We start from the raw sequence: 22687 nt of genomic DNA on the forward strand, positions 1-22687 counted from the left end.
CCAACCAGCACCAGCGGCACGGCTGGTCAAAGAACTAACAAGGAGAAACGGGGACACTATGTCTGAAACCGTGAACTTACCCGCGCTCGGTGAGAGCGTCACCGAAGGCACCGTCACCCGCTGGCTGAAGCAGGTAGGCGATACCGTCGCCGTAGACGAGCCCCTGCTCGAAGTTTCCACCGACAAGGTCGATACCGAGATCCCCTCCCCCGTCGCCGGCGTTATTGAGGAAATCCTCGTCGCTGAAGACGAGACCGCAGAGGTCGGCGAGGCACTCGTGCGCATCGGCGACGGGTCCGGCTCCTCCGATTCCTCCGACGCCCCGGCGGCGGAAGCTCCGGCTGAGGAAGCACCGGCTGAAGAGAAGGCTCCGGAAGCACCGGCGGAAGAGGAAGCTCCGGCACAGGAGTCAGGTTCCTCTGATTCCGGCGACAGCACTGACGTCACGCTGCCGGCACTCGGAGAGAGCGTCACCGAAGGCACCGTCACCCGCTGGCTGAAGGCCGTCGGCGACGACGTTGCCGTGGACGAACCGCTGCTTGAGGTCTCCACTGACAAGGTTGACACCGAGATCCCGTCCCCCGTTGCCGGCAAGCTGCTGGAGATCCGGGTGAACGAAGACGATACCGCCGAGGTTGGCTCCGTCCTGGCCGTCATCGGCTCCGGCGCGGCCGCACCGTCGAAGGCAGAGCCGAAGGAAGCCGAGCCGGTTGCGGCCGCGCCGTCGACCGAACGCGAAGAGCCGGTCGCCGAGCCGAAGCAGGCAGCTCCCAAGGAAGAAACCCCGAAGGCTGCACCCAAGGAAGCTCCCAAGCAGGAAGCTGCGAAGGAAGACGCTGCGGGATCCGAGGGTACCTACGTGACCCCGCTGGTCCGCAAGCTGGCCAACGAGCACGGCATCGACCTCTCCACCGTCAAGGGCAGCGGCGTAGCCGGCCGCATCCGCAAGCAGGATGTCCTGGCTGCCGCCGAGGCGAAGAAGGCTGAAGCACAGGCCCCGGCCGCCGCTTCCTCCTCCGCAAAGGCAGCCCCGGCCGCCAAGATCAGCGAGGAAAGCGCCAAGCTGCGCGGCACCACGGTCAAGGCTCCCCGGATCCGGCAGACCATTGCCCGCCGGATGGTCGAGTCCCTGGATACGTCGGCCCAGCTGACGCAGGTCCACGAAGTGGACATGACCCGCATCGCTGCCCTGCGCCAGCAGGCCAAGGCCGGATTCAAGGCGCAGAACGGCGCCAACCTGACCTTCCTGCCGTTCATCGCCAAGGCTGTCGTCGAGGCACTGAAGCAGCACCCGGTCCTCAACGCCGCCTACGATGCCGAGAAGCAGGAAATCACCTATCACGACGCCGAGCACCTGGCGATCGCGGTGGATACCGATAAGGGCCTGCTGGTTCCGGTCATCAACGATGCCGGAGACCTGAACATCGCCGGCCTTGCCAAGCGCATCGCCGATGTCGGGGCACGCACCCGCAACAACAAGATCGGCCCGGATGAACTGTCCGGGGGAACGTTCACCATCACCAACATCGGCAGCGTCGGAGCCCTCTTTGACACGCCGATCATCAACCAGCCCCAGGTCGGTATCCTGGGCACCGGTGCGATCGTCAAGCGTCCGGTGGTCCGCACCGATGCGGACGGCAATGACACCATTGCCATCCGCTCGATGATGTACCTCTCCCTGACCTACGACCACCGCCTGGTGGACGGTGCCGACGCCGGCCGCTTCCTGCAGACCCTGCGGGCACGGCTGGAAGAAGGCAACTTCGAGGCTGATCTGGGCCTCTAAGCCTGACACCGCCGGCGGGCGGCTCCTTCATGGGGCCGTCCGCCGCCGGCGTTAACCCGCCTTCCCAACTGTTCTACCCGTTGTAGAATAGTTACCCCGCAAATTACGAACCTCTGACATAGTGTCGGTAAGATCGAAATATGGATTTCCTTCACAGCTTCCTTGTCTTCCTGCACATTCTTGGCGCTGCCATGGTTGTAGGCATCTGGATCGCACGGATCAAGAACCCGACCGTTATGCCCGGCCAGTTCCACGCCGCTCTGCTCCAGCTGGTCACCGGCCTGGCGCTGGTCGGACTGAACGAGATGGGCGACGGCGACGTCAACCACCTCAAGATCGGCGTCAAGCTCATCATCACCCTGGCCATCGCAGTACTCGCGTTCATCGGCCAGCGCAAGTACAAGAAGGACGAGCCGGTATCACGCACCCTGGCGAACAGCGTCGGCATCCTCGCCGTTGTGAACATCGCCGTAGCCACCATGTGGTAACAGCCGTTCCTCCGGGACCGCAGCAGCAGTCCTCAAGGTTCCTCCTCTCCGCCTTCGGAGGGGAGGAATTCTTTTTAAGCGGCCCCGCCGATGCGCAACCCGGGCTGGCCGGGGTCTGGCTCCTGCGTGGATGACCTGCAAGGATGGGCGGCAGCGCCGGCGTTGCCGGCCCCAGACCATCCCATTCTGAGGAGCATCCATGGCTACTGTCCGTTCAGCCCACACCGTCTGGCACGGCGATCTTTTCCACGGCAGGGGTGAAGTCACCCTCGATTCGTCCAACCTCGGCACCTACGACGTCACCTGGAAAGCGCGGGCGGAGGAAGCCGACGGGAGGACCAGCCCGGAGGAACTCATTGCAGCGGCACATTCGGCCTGTTTTTCCATGGCTTTCAGCAATGCCCTGGCGGAGGCCGGCAAGACTGCCGAACGCATCGAAACCTCCGCAGAGGTGACCTTCGTGCCCGGCACCGGCATTACCGGCAGCCACCTGCGTGTCTCCGCGGCAGTCCCGGGCCTGACCGCCGAAGAATTCACCGACATCGCAGAGTCCGCTAAGACCGGCTGCCCCGTGTCACAGGCACTTGCCGGCGTCACCATCACTATGGAAGCTTCGCTGGAGTCCTAGCACCCCGGCAGCTGCCCCAACGGCAGAGGACCCCCTCCCGGTCCGGGAGGGGGTCCTCTGCCGCAGCAGGAGCGGGCTAGGAGTCCGCTGCGGTGTCCTGCGGACGCGGCGGCAGCGGAGCCGGGCGCAGGCTGGGATACCCCTCCCGCGCCGGTGGCTGGTCCGTCGGAAGCTCGGAGAGCATCTCCTTGAGAATTCCCACGCCGTGTTCGAGCTGCGGGTCCTCCCCCGCGGCGTAGGCGTGCGGCGGGTAAGGAACTTCGATGTCCGGCTCTACGCCGCGGTTCTCCACCCCAAAGCCGATACCACCGGTGAACCAGTACGCGTACCTTGGCTGCGTCACTCCGGTGCCGTCCGCCAGCGCGAACCTGCCGTCGATGCCGACGACGCCGCCCCACGTCCGGGTGCCGATCACCGGGCCGATGCCCCGCAGCTTCGCCACCTGGGTGACGATATCTCCATCTGACCCCGCGAACTCATCTGCCAGAAGGACGACCGGGCCCCGCGGCGACTGGGCGGGATACGTGCCCGGCTGCTCCCCGCGCGGAAGGCTCCAGGCGGTGACCTTGCGGCCGATCAGCTCCGCCACCAGCTGCGAGGTGTGTCCACCCCGGTTATGCCGGACGTCGATGATCAGGGCATCCTTCGCAGCTTCGCTGTCCAGATCCCGGTGCAGCTGGGCCCAGCCGCTGGCAACCATGTCCGGAATGTGGAGGTAACCGAATCTGCCCTCCGAGGCGCTCCGGACCGCCCTGCGGTTCCCGTTGACCCAGTTCTGATAGCGCAGCCGCTCCTCGCTGCGCAGCGGCACCACGGCAATCCGGCGCTGCCCGGGGGCAGCTCCCTCCTCCGGGCGGACGACCGTAAGTTCGACGACCCGCCCGGCCGCGCCCACCAGGAGCGCAGCAGGGCCCTTGTCCGCCGGAACCGGCAGACCGTCCACAGCGGCAATAATATCTCCGGGCCGGACGTCGGCCCCCGGCGCGCTGAGCGGCGAGATGGCCTGGGGATCCGAGGACTCCGGGTCCAGGATCCGCACAACCTCCCAGCCTCCGGGACCCGGCCGCAAATCTGCGCCCAGGAATCCCTGTGCACCCGCTCCGGCCTCCGCCACGCCGGCCGGTGTGACGTACGCGTGCGAGGTCCCCAGCTCGCCGTGCAGTTCCCACAGCAGGTCAACCAGGTCGTCGTGGGACCCCAGATTCTCCACCAGCGGCCGGTAGCGTGCATGCACACCCTCCCAGTCAAGGCCACCCATGTCCGGGGTCCAGAAGAAGTCCCGCTGCAGCCGCCATGCTTCATCGAAGGCCTGTCCCCAGACCTTGACCGGTTCCAGCAGGACCCGGATACGCGCCAGGTCCACGTCGGTGCTCTCGGCGGAGTCTTCGTCGGCGCGTGCAGCAGCGGGCACAGCCCGCAGGCGGTGTTCGTGCTGCAGCAGCACGGTGCTGCCATCCCCGCTGAGTTCATAGTCCCCCAGCGCCGGCACCAGCACGGAGACGTCCTTCTTCTCCAGATCGAAACGTTCCAGCCGTTTGCCCGGAGCCCGGTCCCCGGAGTTCGCCCGGCCGTCCCCGGTCACGCCGTAGACATCCTCGGCGAGCCAGAGCAGGGCGCCGTCTGCCGCCCGCAGCTTGGAGTAGCGCCCCTGTGGAACCGGCACGGCGATCAGGCGTTCCGCCAATCGTTCCTGGTCCACCCGCACCTCCACGGCAGATTCGCTGCCGGGGGCCGCCGGATCATCCGATTCGACCGTATGTTCCGGTTCCGGCTTCTCCACGGCGTGGGCGGCAGGCCCGAACGGAGAGGGAGTCACCGCGGCCAGCGCCACCATAAAGGGTTTCGTGGATGTCGGGAACCCGAGATCAAAGCCGTGGGTGTCGTAGACCGGGTCAAAGCTCCGCTCCGAGAGGAAGGCAAGGAAGCGGCCGTCCGGCGTGAAGGAAGGACTGTGGTCGTGGAACCGTCCGTCCGTCACTTCCAGGGTGGCGGGCTCGGCCCCGGAGGTTTCCCGCAGCCGGATCCGGGCACGGGCGCCCTCGCCGACCACGGGTTCGGCCCACGCGAGCCAGCGCGAGTCCGGGCTGAATGCCAGCTCGTCGACAGCGCCGTGTCCCTCGTCCGCGATGAGCGAGAGCTCGCGGGCGTCGACATCCAGGAGGTAGACCTGCCCCTTCTCTGTGGCTACGGCCACCAGTTTCCCGTCGGGGCTGGGAAGCAGTTCGGCCGTGCGGGTGGGAGCATCGAAGGCGATCCGGGACACTCCGGTCTCCATAGCCGTGTCCTGCGATGCCAGGACGGCTTCCGAGGCTCCGCCGCCGCTGACTGCACCGGCGCCGGTGTCTTCTGCAGCCGCCTGGCTGGTTTCGGTACCGGCGATTTCGGCCGCCGGCCCGCCAAGCGACCGGCCGGCCGCGGATACGGGCCTGGGCAGCTCCGGCTGCTCCTGAACAGCAGCAGGCAGATCAGGTGCCGCCGGTGCCGGGGCGTGACTGCCCGAAGGCAGGGAGGCGAAAACGTCCTTGATGAACAATGCCTCTTCGTTACCCGGATCGGCGACGAAAACAGCGCGCCCACCCGGCAGCGGACGGCCCAGCCGCGCACGTACGCCTGCAGTTGCTTCGATGACGCGTGAAGGGCCGTCCTTGTGCGTGAGCCAGTGGAGCGTTCCGTGGCTTTCGACGACGCTGGACTTACCAGCGGCATCGGGCATGGCTGAGGCGAGGCTGCGGGCGGCGTTGAGCGGGCGGGGGCGGCGTCCGGTGCCTGCGGAGCCAAGACTGATATTCAGTCTTGCCGGTTCGGAGTCCAGATCTTCCATCAGCCACAGTTCACCCGCGGATTCGAAGATGATGCGGGTCCCGTCGCTGGACGGATGCCGCACATAGAAGTCCTGGAAATCGGTGTGGCGGCGGAGGCCGGTGCCCTGCGGCGTCACCGAATAGATGTTGCCGTAGCCTTCGTGGTCGGAGAAGAACGCGATCCGGCCCTGCACCCACATCGGATAGGCCAGGTTGCCGTCCAGCTCCGGCACCAGGCGGGTGAATTCGCCGTTTCCGTCGACGTCGATCCACAGCTTTCCGGCCGTTCCGCCGCGGTACCGCTTCCAGCGGGCCGGTTCCCGGCTAAGCACTGAACCGATGACCACGGGGCGTTCGTCACCCAGCACCGGGCCCTCGGCGAGCGTGTCAAGGGGACCGTAGGGCAGGCGCACCGGCGCGGAGCCGTCCAGCGGCACCTCATAGGCCCACCGCAGCCTGAAATCCTCGAATTCGAACGGGCTCGTGGCAATGACTTTCCCGGCCGGACTGAATCCGCGCACGCGTGTGTTCTGGTTGCCCCAGAACGTCAGCTGCCGGAAATCCCCTCCCTCGGTGTCAGCGGTGACCACTTCCGGGGCACCGCCCTGCACGACCGTCCAGGCAATCCGTGACCCGTCTGGGGAGAACTTCGGGTTCCGGGCCGGCAGCTGAAGGGAGGAAACGCGCCAGGCCCGGCCGCCGGAAAGCGGGGCAACCCAGACGTCGTCCTCAGCCACAAACGCCACGCGGTCGCCGTGGAGGTCGGGATAGCGGAGGTAAGGAGTTGAACTCATATCCCGATCCTATCTTTGTGCACCCCCGTCAGGCTCAAGCCCCGCCGCGGCAGGAAGCACCCTTGCGATCCTCCACCCCTGGCCGGTCCGCACGACTTCGAGGACAATTTCCTGCCGCCCGGCGGTCCCCGGTGCCGCCGTGGGGACGCCGTCTCCCCCCACCTGGGTGTAGGCCGAACTCTCGGTCGTGAGCGCTACCTGCTCCCGGGAATCCGGACCGCTGGAAGAGGTTCCAAGCCGCTCGGCCCGCACTACCTCGACCGTGAGGCCAGCGAGCCGCTCGCCTCTGCTGTGGAGCAGCTCCACCCCGGCAAGGTCGGCCGTTTCCGCCGCGGAACCGGGCTGGTTGACCCAGCTGAGGATCACCGGATCACCCTCCGCAAAGGCCCGGGCCCGGAGGACCGACAATATCCGGACGGCCGCCACCGGGTCCTCCCCCGACAGTACGGACAGCTCTGCCTCCGCCGGTGAGCCGTTCTCCCCGATTCCCGCTGCCGCAGCGGCTCCCGCCGGGGCCTTGGAAGCACCCGTCCCACCGGCACTGCCTGGTACACCTGGGCTGAGTTCACCTGCTGGGGCGGGTTCACCAGCTGGGCTGTGTTCACCTGCTGGGGCGGGTTCACCAGCATCACCAGCTCCGGCGGGAGTGGGGTCAACACCTGGGCTGGGTTCACCGGCACCAACCGGGCTGCCGCCAGCCCCGAGGGCGCCCGGCAGTTCCACCTCACCTGCGGGCCGCAGAACTTCGGGTGCCAGGACCGCAACTCCGCCAAGACCTGTTGTCATGGCCACGAGGACGGCCGCTGCGCCCAGCCACCCCGGACTCCTGGCACGCCGCGCGCCGGCCCGGCGCCGGCGGTGCGGCTCCGCAGGTTCCGCCGGCCCGGAAGGCGCAGATCGCGGAAGCCCGCCCCGCCACCGGTCAGCTTCCTCCCACGGCGGTTTCCTGGCCCGGCGCCCTTTCCGTGCGAGGCGGCGCTTTCGGGGTTTCTTCCCCTGCTCCAAGATGCTCCGGCGGGTGCGCAGTTCGGGGCGGACACTTGGGTGCACTGCAGCCAGCAGATCGATCGGTTCAGCCGGTCTGGCCCGGAACACCTCCGCAGCGAATTTCTCCGCTGCCGGACGCTGCGCCGGGTCATCATCGAGGGCAGCATCCAGCAGTGTCCGCAGCTCTGCTGCCAGTCGGGGCAGCAGCACCCGCAGCGGCGGCCGCAGCCCCGGCACCAGGGGACGGCCTGTCAGCATGAACCATCCCAGCGCCCCGAGGGCGTAAACGTCTGCGTCAAGGGCAGCGCCGGCAACCTTGCCCTCCGTGCCTGGCAGCGGGGGCGGCGCGGTGAACCCCGGTGTCCCCACTCCGGCGTCGCGTCCTTCTCCGAGCATCCGGCTGGTGCCGAAGTCGGCCAGCAGGGGTTTGCCGTTCGCGGTAAACAACACGTTGCCGGGTGCCACGTCGCCATGCGCGTTTCCCTCGGCATGCAGGCAGGCCAATGCACGTGCGACGGCCACCAGCACAGTAACGGTCTCACCCTCGCTCAGCGTTTTCCGGACGGCCACCAGACGGGCGAGACTGTCTCCGGGAGCGTACTCCAGCAGCAGCCCCGGACCGTCCGCAGTTGCCAGCAGCCCGTGGACGCCCAGGAGGTTCTCATGCCTGAGCCTGGAGCGGATCGCCAGCTCCCGCCGCAGCTCAAACTCGTCGGTGTCCCCCGGGCTGTGCGGGATTTTGAGGGCGAAACGGGTACCTTCGGCCGGCCGTTCCGCCAGCCAGACCGCCGCCGCGCCGCCCTGGCCCAGGCATCTGCCGATCCGCCACCCGGGTTCCTGCACCGAAGGACGGCGCGCCGCGCTCATGGACCCTGCGGCTTCTGCGGCTTCCATGGCTCCAGTGGCTTCTGCGGCATCGCCAGTGTCCGGCCGCGCTCCGGCGGGCAGGCGGATCTCCCTGCCTGCATCCTGGCTTTCCTGCCCTGCTCTTTCCATGCCGACAGTTCTAGCGTGGACTGCTGATTCCTGCAGAAGTTATCCACAGCCAGCCATGCACGTGACGCGGCTCATAGCATTCCCGGGTGTGACAGGCGCTACGCTGACCCTATGGAGTTGGAGTTTCAACGCGTTGGCTTTGCCCCGGATTATGTCGATTATCAGGACGGCTGGGATCTGCAGCGCAGCGTACACACTGAAGTGAGCGCCGGTACACGGCCCGGAACGGTCCTGATGCTGGAACATCTCGCCGTTTATACGGCAGGACGGCGGACCGAGGCACATGAGCGCCCCTTCGACGGCACCCCCGTTATCAACGTGGACCGCGGCGGCAAACTGACCTGGCACGGCCCCGGCCAGCTGGTGGGCTACCCCATCCTCCGCCTGCCCGATCCCGTCCTGGTGGTGGACTATGTTGCCGCCCTGGAGGACGCCCTGCTCACAGTGCTGGCAGGCTACGGGCTTCATGGCGAACGTGTCGAAGGACGCTCCGGCGTCTGGATCCGCGGGGACGGTACCCGCCAGGACCGGAAAATTGCCGCAGTCGGAATCCGGGTTGACCATGGGGTCACCATGCATGGATTCGCCTTGAACTGCAGCAATGACCTCAATCCCTACGCTCAAATCATCGCCTGCGGCATCACCGATGCCGGAACCACCTCCATCAGTGAGGAACTCGGCGCGCCGGTATCGCCGGCAGACATCGCGGACCGGGTGGAAATCGAGCTCCTCCGCACCCTCGGCGCCCTGGTGAACAAGCCGGGAGCAGCCCCCTCAGCCACAGCAGACACCGGCGCCGTCCGGAACGAAGGAGCCCTGAAGTGACACTCGCCCCCGAAGGCCGCCGCCTCCTGCGGATTGAGCAGCGCAATGTCGCCGTGCCGGTGGAACGCAAACCTGATTGGATCAAGGCCAAGGTCAACATCGGCCCGGAGTATGTCCAGCTTAAGAACCAGGTCAAAAAGGAAGGGCTGCACACCGTCTGCGAAGAGGCTGGCTGTCCGAATATTTTCGAGTGCTGGGAAGACAAAGAAGCTACCTTCCTTATCGGGGGTTCCGAGTGCACCCGGCGCTGCGACTTCTGCCAGATTGATACCGGCAAGCCCTCGCCCGTGGACCGGATGGAGCCCTTCAAAGTGGCCCGGTCCGTCCAGTCGATGAACCTGCGCTATGCCACGGTCACCGGGGTGGCCCGCGACGATCTGGCAGACGAAGGCACCTGGCTCTACGCGGAAACCATCCGCCAGATTCACGCACTCAACCCGGGGACCGGCGTCGAGATCCTGATCCCGGATTTCTCCGGCAAACCCGAGCACATCCAGGCGATCTGCGATGCATCGCCCGAGGTCTTTGCCCACAATGTGGAAACGGTTCCCCGCCTGTTCAAGCGGATCCGCCCGGCCTTCCGTTATGAGCGTTCCCTGGACGTGATCACGCAGGGGCAGGCCCTGGGCATGGTGACCAAGTCCAACCTGATCCTGGGCATGGGCGAAACGCGTGAGGAGATCTCGGGTGCCCTGCGCGACCTGCGGGGCGCCGGCTGCGACCTGCTCACCATTACCCAGTACCTCCGGCCCAGTGAACGCCATCTGCCGGTGGACCGCTGGGTCAAGCCCGAGGAGTTCGTCGAGCTCAGCGACGAAGCCACAGAGCTCGGTTTCCTGGGTGTGATGAGCGGGCCGCTGGTCCGTTCTTCCTACCGCGCCGGCCGGCTCTGGGCCGGAGCCATGCGCAAGAAGGGGCGCGAGCTTCCGCCCAACCTGGCCCACATCGAGGATTCCGGCACGGCAGCCCAGGAAGCATCCTCCATCCTGGCCCGGCGCTGACCTTCGTCTCCACACCAAATACCCGCTGCAATCCTCGCCGACTACCCGAGTCACAGGGAGAAGATGCCGCGCCTTCATCACGTAGAATTGACTTATTATGGCCAACAGCACTGATTCCGACGCATCCAAGGGCGCCCGCCGCGGCCTCTTCTCCCGCAAACCGAAAGCGGAAAAGAAGAACAAGCAGCCCGGCCGCATGAAACAGATCGCCGATGTCTTCAAGATGACGCGGCGCAACGATCCCAGCGTGGTCTGGTGGATGGCAGGTGCATTCTTCGGCATCATCATCCTCGGTCTGGCCATCGGCTTCCTGATCGACAACTGGGTCACGATGCTCATCATCGCCATCCCGCTGGGTCTGCTGGCCGCTGTCTTCATCCTCTCGCGGCGTGCCGAACGCGCAGCTTTTTCACAGATTGAAGGCCAGCCCGGTGCGTCGGGTGCAGCCCTGAGCGTGCTGCGCCGCGGCTGGATCCTGGAAGAGCAGCCGGTTGCCGTCAGCCCGCGCACCCAGGATGCCGTGTTCCGCGCGATTGGCCGCCCGGGCATTGTGCTGGTCACCGAAGGCCCGTCCAACCGGGTGCGGACACTCGTGGACGGCGAACGCCGGAAGATGAACCGCATTGCGCCGAACGTTCCCATCCATGTCATCCAGACCGGCCGCGGCGAAGGCCAGGTCCCGCTCCAGCAGGTGGCCAAAAAGGTCCGGAAGCTGAAGAAGTCGCTGACCAAGCAGGAAGTCCAGGCCGTCAACAAGCGCCTGTCCGCCCTGGGCCAGCGCCTCCCCATCCCCAAGGGCATCGACCCCTACAAGGCCCGCCCTGACCGCAAGGCAGCACGCGGACGCTAGCCAGGATGCCGGCAGCGGACAGCTGAACATCGAAAAGGACCCTTCGTTGAAGGGTCCTTTTTCGTGGGCGGGACTCTGGGGCGGCTGGTAGTTGAAGCCTCCGTCAGGGGGCTCCCCCGCCACTTGGGACTCCTGCCGCGGCACAACGACAGGCGCAACGACAGGCGCAACGGCAGGCGCAACGGCAGCGAAGTCCCGTTCCATCCGATTTGCCGCACCCGGCTCGCACGGACCTGTGATCGCTGGAACTGCTGCCGGCCGGCACCCGAACATGCAAAGAGAGGACCCCTTATTAGGGGCCCTCTCTGGTACGTACCTGTCGGTGGCTACCGGTTCCCGTGCTTTACCCGGACCAGGACGGTGTTCATGGCCTTGTCGTGGAGGCCGCGCTGGTCGGCGTCGAAAATCAGGGCCGGAATCACCAGGCAGATCAGAACGGACCGGACGACGCCGGCAAGGGGACCTGCGGCTGAACCGTCCACTTTTTGCACCTGGAGACTGAAAACCCGGTGCCCGATGCTGTAGCCGAGGAGGCTCACCAGAATGATCTGCTCCACGGCGAATACCAGCAGGTTTGCCGTTGCTGTTCCACCGAAGAACGCATAGGAGATGAGGGACGCCAGTGCCCAGTCGATGATGAGCGCGCCGAGCCGGGGACCTACCCGGGCAATGGATCCGGGACCTGTCCGGGGGCGGCCGAGCCGGCGGCCGGGCCAGTTTTCCTCATCGGACGGCGGGCCCTGGAGCCATGAACCTATGCTTCGTCTGTCAACCACGGTTTAAGACTACCGGCTGCGGCCGGTGCCCCGTCCCGCCGTCATGACTGCGGCTCCGGTGTGCTCCGGTGACCGGGCACACGCTAGGGTGGAGGAAAACGGCCCGGCGTATGTAACGTCGCGGAAACATTTGCGACACGGGCGGGTAATCGGGCCAGCCTAGAGTTACTGGAGTTACCGGATCAGCGGATTTTCCGCCCGGTGCCTGGACAGGTCCACCGCCCGGGGCCTTGCCACCCAAACATTTATAAGGAGCATAGACACGATGTTCAAGACTGCGGACGAGGTCCTCAAGTTCATCGCTGACGAAGATGTGAAGTTCGTCGACATCCGGTTCACCGACCTGCCCGGCGTACAGCAGCACTTCAATGTGCCGGCTAAGTCCGTTGACGCAGACTTCTTCATCCACGGCCAGCTCTTCGATGGTTCTTCCATCCGCGGTTTCCAGGGCATCGCCGAATCGGACATGCAGCTGATTCCCGATGTGACCACCGCGTTCCTGGATCCGTTCCGCATCGAGAAGACCCTCGCACTGAACTTCTCCATCGTGAACCCGCGCACCGGCGAACCCTACCTGCGCGATCCGCGCGGCGTCGCTGAGCGCGCCGAGGCCTACCTTGCCTCCACCGGTATTGCGGACACCGCCTTCTTTGCTCCTGAGGCGGAGTTCTTCATCTTCGACAACGTCCAGTACGAATCCGCTCCGCAGGGCAGCTTCTACAAGGTTGATTCCATCGAAGCACCGTGGAACAGCGGCCGCGAGGAAGAGGGCGGCAACCTGGGCAACAAGACCCCCTTCAAGGGCGGCTACTTCCCCGTCTCCCCCGTGGACAAGCAGGCTGACCTGCGCGATGCGATCTGCGTCGAGCTGGACAACGCCGGCCTTGAGGTTGAGCGGTCCCACCACGAGGTGGGCGGCGCCGGCCAGGCCGAAATCAACTACAAGTTCACCACGCTGACTCACGCAGCCGATGACCTGCAGAAGTTCAAGTACATCGTCAAGAACGTTGCCGATGCCTGGGGCAAGTCCGCCACCTTCATGCCGAAGCCGGTCTTCAACGACAACGGCTCGGGCATGCACTGCCACCAGTCGCTGTGGAACGGCGGCGAGCCGCTCTTCTATGACGAGAAGGGCTACGCCGGCCTGTCCGATCTGGCCCGCTGGTACATCGGCGGCCTGCTCAAGCATGCTTCCGCCGTCCTGGCCTTCACCAACCCGACGGTGAACTCCTACCGCCGCCTGGTCAAGGGCTTCGAAGCTCCGGTCAACATGGTTTACTCGCAGGGCAACCGCTCCGCCGGTATCCGTATCCCGATCACGGGCTCCAACCCGAAGGCCAAGCGCATCGAGTTCCGCGCTCCGGACCCCTCCTCGAACCCGTACCTCGCCTTCGCTGCACAGCTGATGGCCGGCCTGGATGGCATCAAGAACCGCATCGAGCCGGCCGACCCGATCGACAAGGACCTCTACGAGCTCCCCGCCGAAGAGGCCAAGCACATCCAGAAGGCTCCGGGCTCCCTTGAGGAAGCCCTGCTGGCCCTGGAAGCCGACAACGAGTTCCTGCAGGCCGGCGGCGTGTTCACCCAGGACATGATCGATGCCTGGATCACGTACAAGCGCGAGCAGGAAATCTTCCCGCTGTCACTGCGCCCGAACCCCTTCGAGTTCGAGCTCTACTACGGCGTCTAAGCCTCCCCCCTCCGGCATTCAACGCCGGTATCAAGAAGGCCCGTGCAGCTCCTGCTGCACGGGCCTTCTTCATCCCGCACGGCTCTTCCGTTGACCAGAGCCGGGACCACGGGCAGGGTAGGGCCATGTCTGAAACACGCAACGGCCTTCGGCAGGCCCTGCAGGCCCAGATCGGCTCCGGATGGTGTCCCGGTCTGGTGGCCGGCGTGCGGATCGGCGGCGGGACGGAAATCCTGGCGCTGGGCAGCTGCGGCTTTGAGGATTCCCAGCCACTGACCGCACAGACGCCGTTCCGGATCTCATCCCTGAGCAAGCTGGTGGGCGGTGCCCTGGCGCTGCGGCTGGTAGCGGACGGGGTGCTGGAACTGGACGACGACGTCGCCCGCTGGCTCCCCGAACTGGCAGGGCTGCAGGTGCTGACCTCCTCCGATGCTCCGCTTTCCAGCACCGTTCCGGCCCGCGGGCCGATCACCCTCCGCCAGCTGCTGACCTTCACCGCAGGCTTCGGAGTGGACTTCGGGCAGACTCCCTATTCGGCGGCAACCCGGGACTTCCTGTGGGGACCAAATCCTCCTGCGATGGATCCGGATACCTATCTGGCCCGCCTGGGCGCCCTTCCGCTGGCAGCCCAGCCGGGTGAGCGATGGATGTACCACGCGGGGGCCGATGTGCTCTCAGTCCTGCTCGCCAGGGCCGCAGGAAAATCAGTGGGTCAGCTGCTCGCCGAGCAGATCACCGGCCCGCTCGGCCTGACCGCAACCGGATTTCCTACCGGGCGTGAGCAGTTCCCCGACGTCTACGAGGTCACAGACACTGGGCTGGTGGAGGCGGAAGCCTACCGGGACGCGTTCGCGGCAGCACCGGCGTTCGAGTCGCTGGCCGGCGGCCTCATCTCCACGGTTCCCGATTATCTGACGTTCCTGACGGCGCTGGCCGACGGCGTCCTGCTCCCTTCCGGGCTGCGGGACGAGATGACCTCCGGCCAGCTGACAGACACCCAGCGCACCGGATTCACCGGAATGGCCGGACCGGATGAGTCCTGGGGCTACCTGACAGCCGTCCAGACCGGCCCCGGAGAGCCGTGGTCCGAACCTGGAATGTGGGGATGGGCCGGGGGCTCCGGAACCTGTGCCGCTGTCTATCCGAACGGGGACCTCGGGGTCCTGTTCACCCAGCGTTTCCTCACCGGTCCCGCGGACGGTTTCGACTGGTTTTGGGAACCGTTCGGGGCTCTGCGCGCAGGCGGGAACCAGTAGGCAGGAAGATCCGCAAACAGGAACGACGGCGGTGCGGTGCCGGCCTGTTGAGACCGTCCACCGCACCGCCGTCGTGCGCTGTTGCTATTGCTGCTTCTGTGGAGTCCTAGAGGACCTTGGCCAGGAAGTCCTGCAGGCGCGGGGACTCAGGGCTGTCGAAGAGGGCTTCGGGAGCGTTTTCCTCCACGATGTGTCCGTCGGCCATAAAGATCACCCGGTCAGCGACTTCGCGGGCAAAGCCCATCTCATGGGTGACCACAACCATGGTCATGCCTTCCTTGGCCAGGTCACGGATGACCTGCAGCACCTCGCCGACCATTTCCGGGTCCAGCGCGGACGTGGCTTCGTCGAACAACATCACATCCGGCTTCATGGCCAGCGCGCGGGCGATCGCCACTCGCTGCTTCTGGCCGCCGGAGAGCTGCGCCGGGCGGGCATCCGCCTTGTCGGCGAGCCCCACACGTTCCAGCAGGGCGAGGGCATTCTTCCGCACTTCGGCCTTGGAACCCTTCTTCAGCTCCACGGGCGCAAGCATGATGTTCTGCAGGACGCTCATATGCGGGAAGAGGTTGAAGTGCTGGAACACCATCCCGATCTGCTGGCGGACCTTGTTGAGGTCAACCTTCGGATCGGTAAGGTCGAACCCGTCCACCACGACCTTGCCGGCGGTGATGTCTTCGAGCTTGTTCAGGCAGCGCAGGAACGTGGACTTGCCGGAGCCGGACGGGCCGATCACGCACACGACTTCGCCCTCGGCGATGGACACGTCCAGGCCCTTGAGGACCTCGTTGGATCCGTAGGACTTGCGCAGTCCGATGGTTTGAATCTTGGTCACTTGTTGAACCTCTTATCCAGGACGTCCGCGAGCTTGGTCAGCAGCGTGATGACGATGAAGTACAGCGCCGCGACAATCAGCAGCACCTCGGCGGTACGGAAGTTCACCGCGTAGATTTGCTGTGCCTGGTAGGTCAGTTCGGCGAAGCCGATGACGGCAAGCAGCGAAGTGTCCTTCAGGGTGATGACGAACTGGTTGATGAACGAGGGCGTCATGATCTTGATGGCCTGCGGAATGATGACCTTCTGCATGGTCTTTCCGTAGCCCAGGCCGAGGCTCCGGGCGGCTTCCATCTGGCCGGGATCCACGGACTGGATGCCGCCGCGGACGATTTCCGTCATGTAGGCGCCGGCGTTCAGGCTCAGCGTCAGCACACCGGCGGTCAGCACGTCGACCGGCTGGCCGATGAGCTGCGGGAGGCCGAAGTAGAAGAAGAAGGCCTGCACCAGCACCGGAGTGCCGCGGAAGATGCTCACGTAGGTGGTGGCAATACCGCGCAGCACCACCTTGGAGCTGACCTTGAAGAAGCCGAAGATCACGCCGAGGATCAGCGCGAAGAACAGTGAGAGCGCCGTGGCCAGCAGGGTCAGGCCGAGGCCCTTGGCGAAGGCCGGAGCGTTGTCGGTGACCAGGGACCAGAAACTGGAGTCGGCAGCGCCGGCGTCCAGGTAGCGGTCCATGATCTCTTCGTATTCGCCGCTTTCCTGCAGGTTGGCCAGCCCGGCGTTGAACGCTTCCCGCAGTTCCGGGTTGGTGCCGGCGTTAACGGCGAAGCCGTAGGAGGAACCGGCTTCCTTGTCGGTAACGGTCTTGAGGCCGTTGCCGGACTTGATGCCGTAGGCCAGTACGGGGTAGTCGTCGAAGACGGCGACAGAGGAGCCGGCCTTCACGTCGTCGTACATCTGCGCGGACTGGGCGAACGCAATCACGTCGAAGCCGTACTGGTCCTTGATGGACTCGGCAAAAGCCTGGCCTTCGGTACCGGTCTTGACGGCAACACGCTTGCCTTCGAGGTCCTCATAGCCGGAGACATCATTGTTGTTCTCCGCTACTGCCATCTGGATGCCGGACTCGAAGTACGGGTCCGAGAAGTCGAAGACCTTCTGGCGTTCCTCCGTGATGGACATACCGGCGATCACGCCGTCCACCTGGTTGGACTGCAGGGCCTGAAGTGCGGCGTCGAAGCCCAGCGAACGGATTTCGACGTCGAAGCCCTGGTCTTCCGCGATGGCGTTGACGAGGTCCATGTCGATGCCCACGAGTTCGCCGTTTTCCCGGAACTCGAAGGGCGCGAACGTAGTATCGGTGCCGATGGTGTAGGTCTTACCCTCTACGCCGCCGGGCTCCTGCGTGGCCGCGAAGGCCCCTGAAGCAGGGATGCCCAGGAGCAGCGCCAAGGCCGCCAGCAGGCTGGTGAGGGGAACCGCGAGTGAGGCGGGGCCTTTCAGCGCCCGTTTGCCACTGTGCAAAGTAAACGTCTCCTAGCTAATGGTTCGCGGCGATGCGCAGCAAACGCCAGAAAAAACCTTACTAGGAATGCGGGCACCCAAATTACCGCCGGGCCCGCTGCTCAGTCCTCTTCGACACCGTATCCGTAGAAATAGCGCTCAAAAACGCCGCGTGCGCGCCGCGTCAGCCGGAGATAATCTTCTTCCAAAACCCCGCCCTGACCTGCGGCGTAGCCGCACCAGCGGGCCACAGCCTCAAGTTCGCGGCGGGAAGATGGCAGCACATCGGCGTTTCGTCCACCGCGAATCACATTTGCGCAACGGATCCGGCTGGCCAGCAGCCAGCTCTCCCTCAGGATCTGCGTATCAGTGGCCGGCAGGAACCCTGCGTCGCCGATCGCGTCCAGCGCCGCAAGTGTCGCCGTGGTGCGCAGCGCCGGGTAGGAACGGGCATACCGCAGCTGCAGGAGCTGGACCAGCCACTCGACGTCGCTGAGTCCGCCGCGGCCCAGCTTGATGTGCCGGGAGGGATCGGCCCCGCGCGGGAGCCGCTCAGACTCAACCCGGGCCTTGATCCGCCGGATCTCACGCACATCAGCTGTATCCAGGGACTCCGGATAGCGGAGCGGGTCGATGAGCGAGATGAAGTCCTCGGCCAGCCGGTCATCCCCGGCCATGGGCCGGGCGCGGAGCAGGGCCTGGGCTTCCCAGGCCTGCGACCAGCGTTCGTAGTACCCGGCGTAGGAGTCGAGCGTGCGCACCAGCGGTCCCTGGCGTCCCTCGGGACGCAGCCCGGCGTCGAGCTCCAGCACCCGTTCGGCCAGGACCGCCGGCTGGCAGGGCTGCTGCAGCAGGGACGAAATCTGTCCGACGATCCGCTCCGCCTGCCGCTGGGCAGCCTGGGCATCCGCTCCGGGAAGGGGCCGGTGGACATACAGCACGTCGGCGTCGGACCCGTAGCCGATTTCCCGCCCGCCCTGGCGGCCCATGGCCACCACCAGCATGTCGGTGAGCTGTTCCTCCGTGCCGTACACCTCGTTCTCCGCCGCGTGCAGCGTCCCCAGGACAGCGGCGCGGTCATTGTCCGCCAGGGCCCTGCCCACTTCCTCCTGGGAGAGCAGGCCGGCACTGTCGGCAAGGGCGATGCGGAGCATCTCCCGGCGGCGGATCAGCCGGATAAGACGCACCGCTTCCCCGGGCCGGGGGTGCCGGGACATCTTGGCGCGCATCTCCTGCCACAGGGAGTCGAATCCGACCGGCGCCAGGTCCTTGTCCGTACCCAGCCAGGCCGTGGACTCCGGGGAAACTTCCAGCAGGTCGGTGATGAACCGGCTCGAGGACAGAATCTGGCAGAGGCGTTCCCCCGCCGCCGAGGAGTCCCGCAGCATCCCCAGGTACCAGTGGCTGTCCCCCAGTGATTCGCTCAGCCGCCGGAAGCCAAGCAGTCCGGCGTCCGGGTCAACGCCGTCGGCCAGCCAGCCGAGCAGCACCGGCAGCAGCTGCCGCTGCAGGGCCGCCCGGCGGCTGATCCCCTTGGTCAGCGCCTCAATGTGCCGCATGGCGCCCTTGGGATCGGCATAACCAAGCGCAGCCAGGCGGGCCTGGGCGGCTTCGGGGGTGAGCCGGACTTCATCCTCGGAGAGGTTGGAGGCCGTATTTAGCAGCGGACGGTAAAAAATGCTCTCGTGCAGCCGGCGCACCAGCCGTTTGGTCCGCTGCCAGGTTTCCAGCAGCCGCTCCGCGCTGGGCCGCACCAGCTGCAGCGAACCCGCTGAGGACTTGGACAGCGCCCGCAGCGCGGAGGGAGCTTCCGGCATCAGATGGGTCCGGCGCATGTGCACCAGCTGGATGCGGTGCTCCAGCACCCGGAGGTAGCGGTAGGCGGCGTCGAGGTCCGCGGCGTCGCCCCGGCCGATGTAGCCGCCCTCGCTCAGCGCGGCGATCGCGGACGTGGTGGTCTGCACGCGCAGGGTTTCATCCACCCTGCCGTGGACCAGCTGGAGCAGCTGGACGGTGAACTCCACATCGCGCAGGCCGCCGGGACCCAGCTTGATCTGCCGCGCTTCCTCGTGGGACGGAATGTTCTCTGTCACCCGGCGGCGCATGGCCTGGACGGATTCGACAAAGTTCTCCCGCTCCGAGCTGGACCAGATCAGCGGTGCCACGGCGTCCTCGTAGCGCCGTCCCAGCTCCGGATCGCCGGCAACCGCACGGGCCTTGAGCAGGGCCTGGAACTCCCAGGTGTGCGCCCAGCGCTGGTAGTAGTGCAGGTGGGAGTCCAGGGTCCGGACCAGGGGCCCGTCCTTGCCCTCCGGCCGCAGGTTCGCATCCACGTCCCAGAGCCCGGGTTCCGGCGCCGAAGCGTTGATGACCCGGGAGATTCCCGCGGCCATTGCGGTGCCGATCCGGCTGGCCAGGGTTTCATCTAGGTCCGGCGCGTCGATCACATAGATAACGTCGACGTCGGAGATGTAGTTAAGTTCGCTGGCGCCGCATTTGCCCATGCCAATGACGGACAGGCGCACCGCCGAGACGTCGGCAGGTTCGAAGGATCCTGCAAGTTCGGCCCGCGAAACAGCCAGCGCGGCTTCCAGCGCGGCGCCGGCCAGGCCCGCGAGCTCCCGGCCCACGGCGGGCATAATGTCCTCCGGGGAGGCAGCACCCAGGTCCCGGACAGCCAGGTCCAGCAGGTGGCGGCGGTACCGTGTCCGCAGCTGGACATAGGCATCTGTCCCGGTCAGCCCAGCCACCGGGTTCGGGCCGGTACCGGCCCGGACAGACTCCAGCAGCGAGGCCCGCAGAGCCCGGGCCGGAACTTCCGGAGGCTCCGCGGAGAGTTCCGTATCCAGGAGATCCGCGTTCTCCGGATGCCGCATCACGAATTCGGCCAGGGCCTCGGAGGCCCCCAGTACCCGGAACAGGGCCTCGCTGCGGTCCGGCCCGGCGTTAACCAGGTCGCCCAGGGACGGAACCCGGCTCAGGAGCCGGACCAGGGACTGCAGAGCCATATCCGGATTGGCCGCCCGGGTAAACCCGGCAAACAGCCTCTCCTGGTCGATCCCGGCGAGTTCAGGCGCACCAAGGAACCGTTCGCTTTTCTCCAGGTCGGTGAATCCGGCTGCGATCAGGCGTCTGGTCAGGCTCATGGCAGCGCTTTCGCTAGAGGATACTCAGGTTCTTCTTCAGCTCGAAGGCGGTGACCTGCTGCCGGTACTCGTTCCAGTCCGCCTGCTTGTTGCGCAGGAAGTTCTCGAACACCTGCTCGCCGAGGATGTCTGCCACCAGTTCCGAATCCTCCATCACGCGGATCGCGTCGTGGAGGCTGGAGGGCAGCGGCGCGTGTCCCATGGCGCGGCGTTCAGCGGCGCTCAGCGACTCGATGTCGTCTTCGGCACCCGGCGGCAGTTCGTAGCCTTCCTCGATCCCCTTCAGGCCCGCGCCGAGCAGCACGGCGTAGGACAGGTACGGGTTGGCCGCGGAATCAATGCCGCGGTATTCGATCCGTGCGGACTGTCCCTTACCGGGCTTGTACAGCGGTACACGCAGCAGGGCCGAGCGGTTGTTGTGTCCCCAGGACAGGTAGCTGGGAGCTTCACCGCCGCCCCAGAGACGCTTGTAGGAGTTCACGAACTGGTTGGTCACCGCCGTGAATTCCGGTGCGTGGCGAAGGATGCCGGCCATAAACTGGCGGGCTGTGGAGGACAGCTGGAACTCGGCTCCGGCTTCAAAGAAGGCATTGGAATCGCCCTCGAAGAGGGAGAAGTGCGTGTGCATCCCGGATCCGGGGTGGGCGGTGAACGGCTTGGGCATGAACGTCGCGTAGCAGTTGGTCATCAGCGCGACTTCCTTGACCACGGTCCGGAAGGTCATGATGTTGTCCGCCGTCTGCAGTGCGTCGGCGTAGCGCAGGTCGATCTCGTTCTGCCCGGGCCCGGCCTCATGATGGCTGAATTCCACCGAGATGCCAACGGCTTCCAGCATGGAAACGGCCGTGCGGCGGAAGTCCTGGGCCACGCCGCCGGGAACGTGGTCGAAGTAGCCTGCCTGGTCCACGGGAACGGGTTCGCCATCCGGTCCGGGCTGGTCCGACTTCAGCAGGTAGAACTCAATCTCCGGATGGGTGTAGCAGGTGAAGCCCATGTCAGCGGCCTTGGCCAGCTGCCGCTTCAGGACGTTCCGGGGGTCCGCGGCGGAAGGCTGGCCGTCCGGGGTGAGGATGTCGCAGAACATCCGGGAGGTCTGCTCCTCGTCACCGCGCCAGGGCAGGATCTGGAAGGTGGAGGGATCCGGCTGGGCCAGCATGTCCGATTCGAAGACCCGGGCCAGGCCCTCGATCGAGGAACCGTCAAACCCCAGCCCTTCTTCGAAGGCGCCCTCCACTTCGGCCGGCGCCAGCGCCACGGATTTCATGGAACCCACGACGTCGGTAAACCACAGCCGGACGAACCGCACGTCGCGCTCTTCGATCGTTCGCAGAACGAATTCCTGCTGGCGGTTCATGCCTTACCTCTTTCGCTGTGGTCGCTTTCGCGGATCTGAATTTACTCTACCCAGCCATGACCGGTTTTCCGGCCCAGGACGGTGGTGTGGCCGGACATTACGCGCGGCTTTGAACAGCTGGCGGGCCGTACGCCCGGCCCCAGGTTTAGTAGGCTCAGAGGATGACCAGCGCTGAACAACCCAAACCGTACGGCACCCACACGGCCCAGACCCCTGTCCCGCCAAAGCGCGTGCGGATTTCCTACCTCCAGCAGCTCAAGGACAGCGGTGGAAAATTCGCCATGCTCACCGCCTACGACCAGTACACGGCTGCGATCTTCGACGAAGCCGGTATAGAGACCCTGCTGATTGGCGATTCAGCGGCGAACAACGTGATGGGCCATGACACGACGCTGCCGATCACGCTGGACGAGATGATCGTGTTTGCCAAGTCAGTCTCGGCCGGCGCCAGGCGTGCCCTGATCGTGTGCGACCTCCCCTTCGGGTCCTACGAGGTCTCCCCCGCCCAGGCCATCGAGTCCTCGGTCCGGCTGATGAAGGAAGCCGGCGTCCAGGCGGTCAAGATGGAAGGCGGCGCGCATTACGCCGGCCATGTCCGGGCGATGACTGCTGCCGGCATCCCGGTGATGGCGCACGTTGGCTTCACACCGCAGAGCGAACACGCCCTGGGCGGCTACAAAGTCCAGGGCCGCGGCTCAGCTGCGCAGGCCGTGGTGGATGACGCCACCGCCCTCGTGGAGGCCGGAGCGTTCTGTGTCCTGATGGAAATGGTCCCGGCCGAAGTGGCCGCCGCAGTGGACGCCGCCGTTCCGGTCCCGACCATCGGCATCGGCGCGGGCAGCGCAACAACCGGGCAGGTGCTGGTCTGGCAGGACATGGCCGGAATGGGCAGCGGCAAGGCCCCCCGCTTCGTGAAGGCCTACGCCGATGTCCGCTCGGTGCTCTCAGCTGCCGCCCGTGAATTTGCCGACGAGGTACGCAGCGGCACCTTCCCCGGCCCGGAGCACAGCTTCTAGCCCGACCGGG

The 22687-nt window shown here is 66.0% G+C and carries 16 protein-coding genes; 9 read left to right on the top strand and 7 right to left on the bottom strand.

Annotation, left to right across the window (positions count from 1 at the left end; genetic code table 11):
* The first annotated feature begins 58 nt into the window (after nt 1-58).
* The 3 genes from sucB (at nt 59) to AL3_RS12225 (ending at nt 2902) form a co-directional block, all read left to right on the top strand.
* The gene (sucB, locus tag AL3_RS12215) at nt 59-1786 is read left to right on the top strand and encodes a 2-oxoglutarate dehydrogenase, E2 component, dihydrolipoamide succinyltransferase (protein ID WP_066301206.1); all 1728 of its coding nucleotides are present in this window, start codon (nt 59-61) and stop codon (nt 1784-1786) included.
* Nucleotides 1787-1926: 140 nt separating this feature from the next.
* Nucleotides 1927-2274: a hypothetical protein gene (locus tag AL3_RS12220; RefSeq protein ID WP_066301207.1), complete on the top strand. Its 348-nt coding sequence runs from the start codon at nt 1927-1929 to the stop codon at nt 2272-2274.
* A 199-nt stretch (nt 2275-2473) separates the two neighbouring features.
* Nucleotides 2474-2902, top strand: coding sequence for an OsmC family protein (locus AL3_RS12225; protein WP_066301208.1), 429 nt, complete (start codon nt 2474-2476; stop codon nt 2900-2902).
* A gap of 76 nt (nt 2903-2978) precedes the next feature.
* Here the strand turns inward: AL3_RS12225 and AL3_RS12230 are convergent, their stop codons facing one another.
* Together AL3_RS12230 and AL3_RS12235 are read right to left on the bottom strand one after the other, a co-directional pair.
* Nucleotides 2979-6497, bottom strand: coding sequence for a S41 family peptidase (locus AL3_RS12230; protein WP_066301215.1), 3519 nt, complete (start codon nt 6495-6497; stop codon nt 2979-2981).
* 9 nt (nt 6498-6506) lie between these two features.
* Nucleotides 6507-8378: a serine/threonine-protein kinase gene (locus AL3_RS12235; RefSeq protein WP_161599342.1), complete on the bottom strand. Its 1872-nt coding sequence runs from the start codon at nt 8376-8378 to the stop codon at nt 6507-6509.
* A 213-nt stretch (nt 8379-8591) separates the two neighbouring features.
* Between AL3_RS12235 and lipB the strand changes: the two genes are divergently transcribed.
* The 3 genes from lipB to AL3_RS12250 all read left to right on the top strand — a co-directional run bounded on the left by lipB (nt 8592) and on the right by AL3_RS12250 (nt 11156).
* Nucleotides 8592-9305 (top strand): lipoyl(octanoyl) transferase LipB, encoded by a 714-nt coding sequence (lipB, locus tag AL3_RS12240; protein WP_066301219.1) that lies wholly within the window; start codon nt 8592-8594, stop codon nt 9303-9305.
* On the top strand, nt 9302-10306 hold the full coding sequence (gene lipA, locus AL3_RS12245; RefSeq protein ID WP_066301223.1) for a lipoyl synthase: 1005 nt from the start codon (nt 9302-9304) through the stop codon (nt 10304-10306). The genes lipB and lipA overlap by 4 nt, the downstream gene beginning before the upstream one ends.
* Before the next feature lie 97 nt (nt 10307-10403).
* Nucleotides 10404-11156: a DUF4191 domain-containing protein gene (locus AL3_RS12250; protein WP_066301225.1), complete on the top strand. Its 753-nt coding sequence runs from the start codon at nt 10404-10406 to the stop codon at nt 11154-11156.
* A gap of 326 nt (nt 11157-11482) precedes the next feature.
* On the opposite strand, the gene AL3_RS12255 is transcribed toward AL3_RS12250, so the two are convergent.
* Nucleotides 11483-11932, bottom strand: coding sequence for an RDD family protein (locus tag AL3_RS12255; protein ID WP_066301227.1), 450 nt, complete (start codon nt 11930-11932; stop codon nt 11483-11485).
* Between the two features lie 265 nt (nt 11933-12197).
* On the opposite strand from AL3_RS12255, the gene glnA reads away from it, so the two are divergent.
* Together glnA and AL3_RS12265 are read left to right on the top strand one after the other, a co-directional pair.
* Nucleotides 12198-13622 carry a type I glutamate--ammonia ligase gene (gene glnA / locus AL3_RS12260; RefSeq protein WP_066301230.1) on the top strand — a complete coding sequence of 475 codons (1425 nt, stop codon included), beginning with the start codon at nt 12198-12200 and terminating at the stop codon, nt 13620-13622.
* Nucleotides 13623-13747: 125 nt separating this feature from the next.
* On the top strand, nt 13748-14878 hold the full coding sequence (locus AL3_RS12265; protein WP_066301232.1) for a serine hydrolase domain-containing protein: 1131 nt from the start codon (nt 13748-13750) through the stop codon (nt 14876-14878).
* 106 nt (nt 14879-14984) lie between these two features.
* Here the strand turns inward: AL3_RS12265 and AL3_RS12270 are convergent, their stop codons facing one another.
* From AL3_RS12270 to AL3_RS12285, 4 genes are all read right to left on the bottom strand, one after another.
* On the bottom strand, nt 14985-15713 hold the full coding sequence (locus AL3_RS12270; RefSeq protein WP_066301233.1) for an amino acid ABC transporter ATP-binding protein: 729 nt from the start codon (nt 15711-15713) through the stop codon (nt 14985-14987).
* The gene (locus AL3_RS12275; RefSeq protein WP_066301235.1) at nt 15710-17182 is read right to left on the bottom strand and encodes an amino acid ABC transporter substrate-binding protein/permease; all 1473 of its coding nucleotides are present in this window, start codon (nt 17180-17182) and stop codon (nt 15710-15712) included. The genes AL3_RS12270 and AL3_RS12275 overlap by 4 nt, the downstream gene beginning before the upstream one ends.
* 101 nt (nt 17183-17283) lie before the next feature.
* A complete protein-coding gene (locus tag AL3_RS12280) occupies nt 17284-20307 on the bottom strand; it encodes a bifunctional [glutamine synthetase] adenylyltransferase/[glutamine synthetase]-adenylyl-L-tyrosine phosphorylase (protein ID WP_066301236.1) in 3024 nt (1007 codons plus the stop codon).
* Nucleotides 20308-20320: 13 nt separating this feature from the next.
* On the bottom strand, nt 20321-21661 hold the full coding sequence (locus AL3_RS12285) for a glutamine synthetase family protein (RefSeq protein ID WP_066301238.1): 1341 nt from the start codon (nt 21659-21661) through the stop codon (nt 20321-20323).
* 161 nt (nt 21662-21822) lie between these two features.
* Between AL3_RS12285 and panB the strand changes: the two genes are divergently transcribed.
* A complete protein-coding gene (gene panB, locus AL3_RS12290; protein WP_066301240.1) occupies nt 21823-22677 on the top strand; it encodes a 3-methyl-2-oxobutanoate hydroxymethyltransferase in 855 nt (284 codons plus the stop codon).
* Nucleotides 22678-22687 lie beyond the last annotated feature (10 nt).

This window comes from Arthrobacter luteolus NBRC 107841, from assembly GCF_001552075.1.
GTDB classification, from domain to species: Bacteria; Actinomycetota; Actinomycetes; order Actinomycetales; family Micrococcaceae; genus Arthrobacter_B; species Arthrobacter_B luteolus.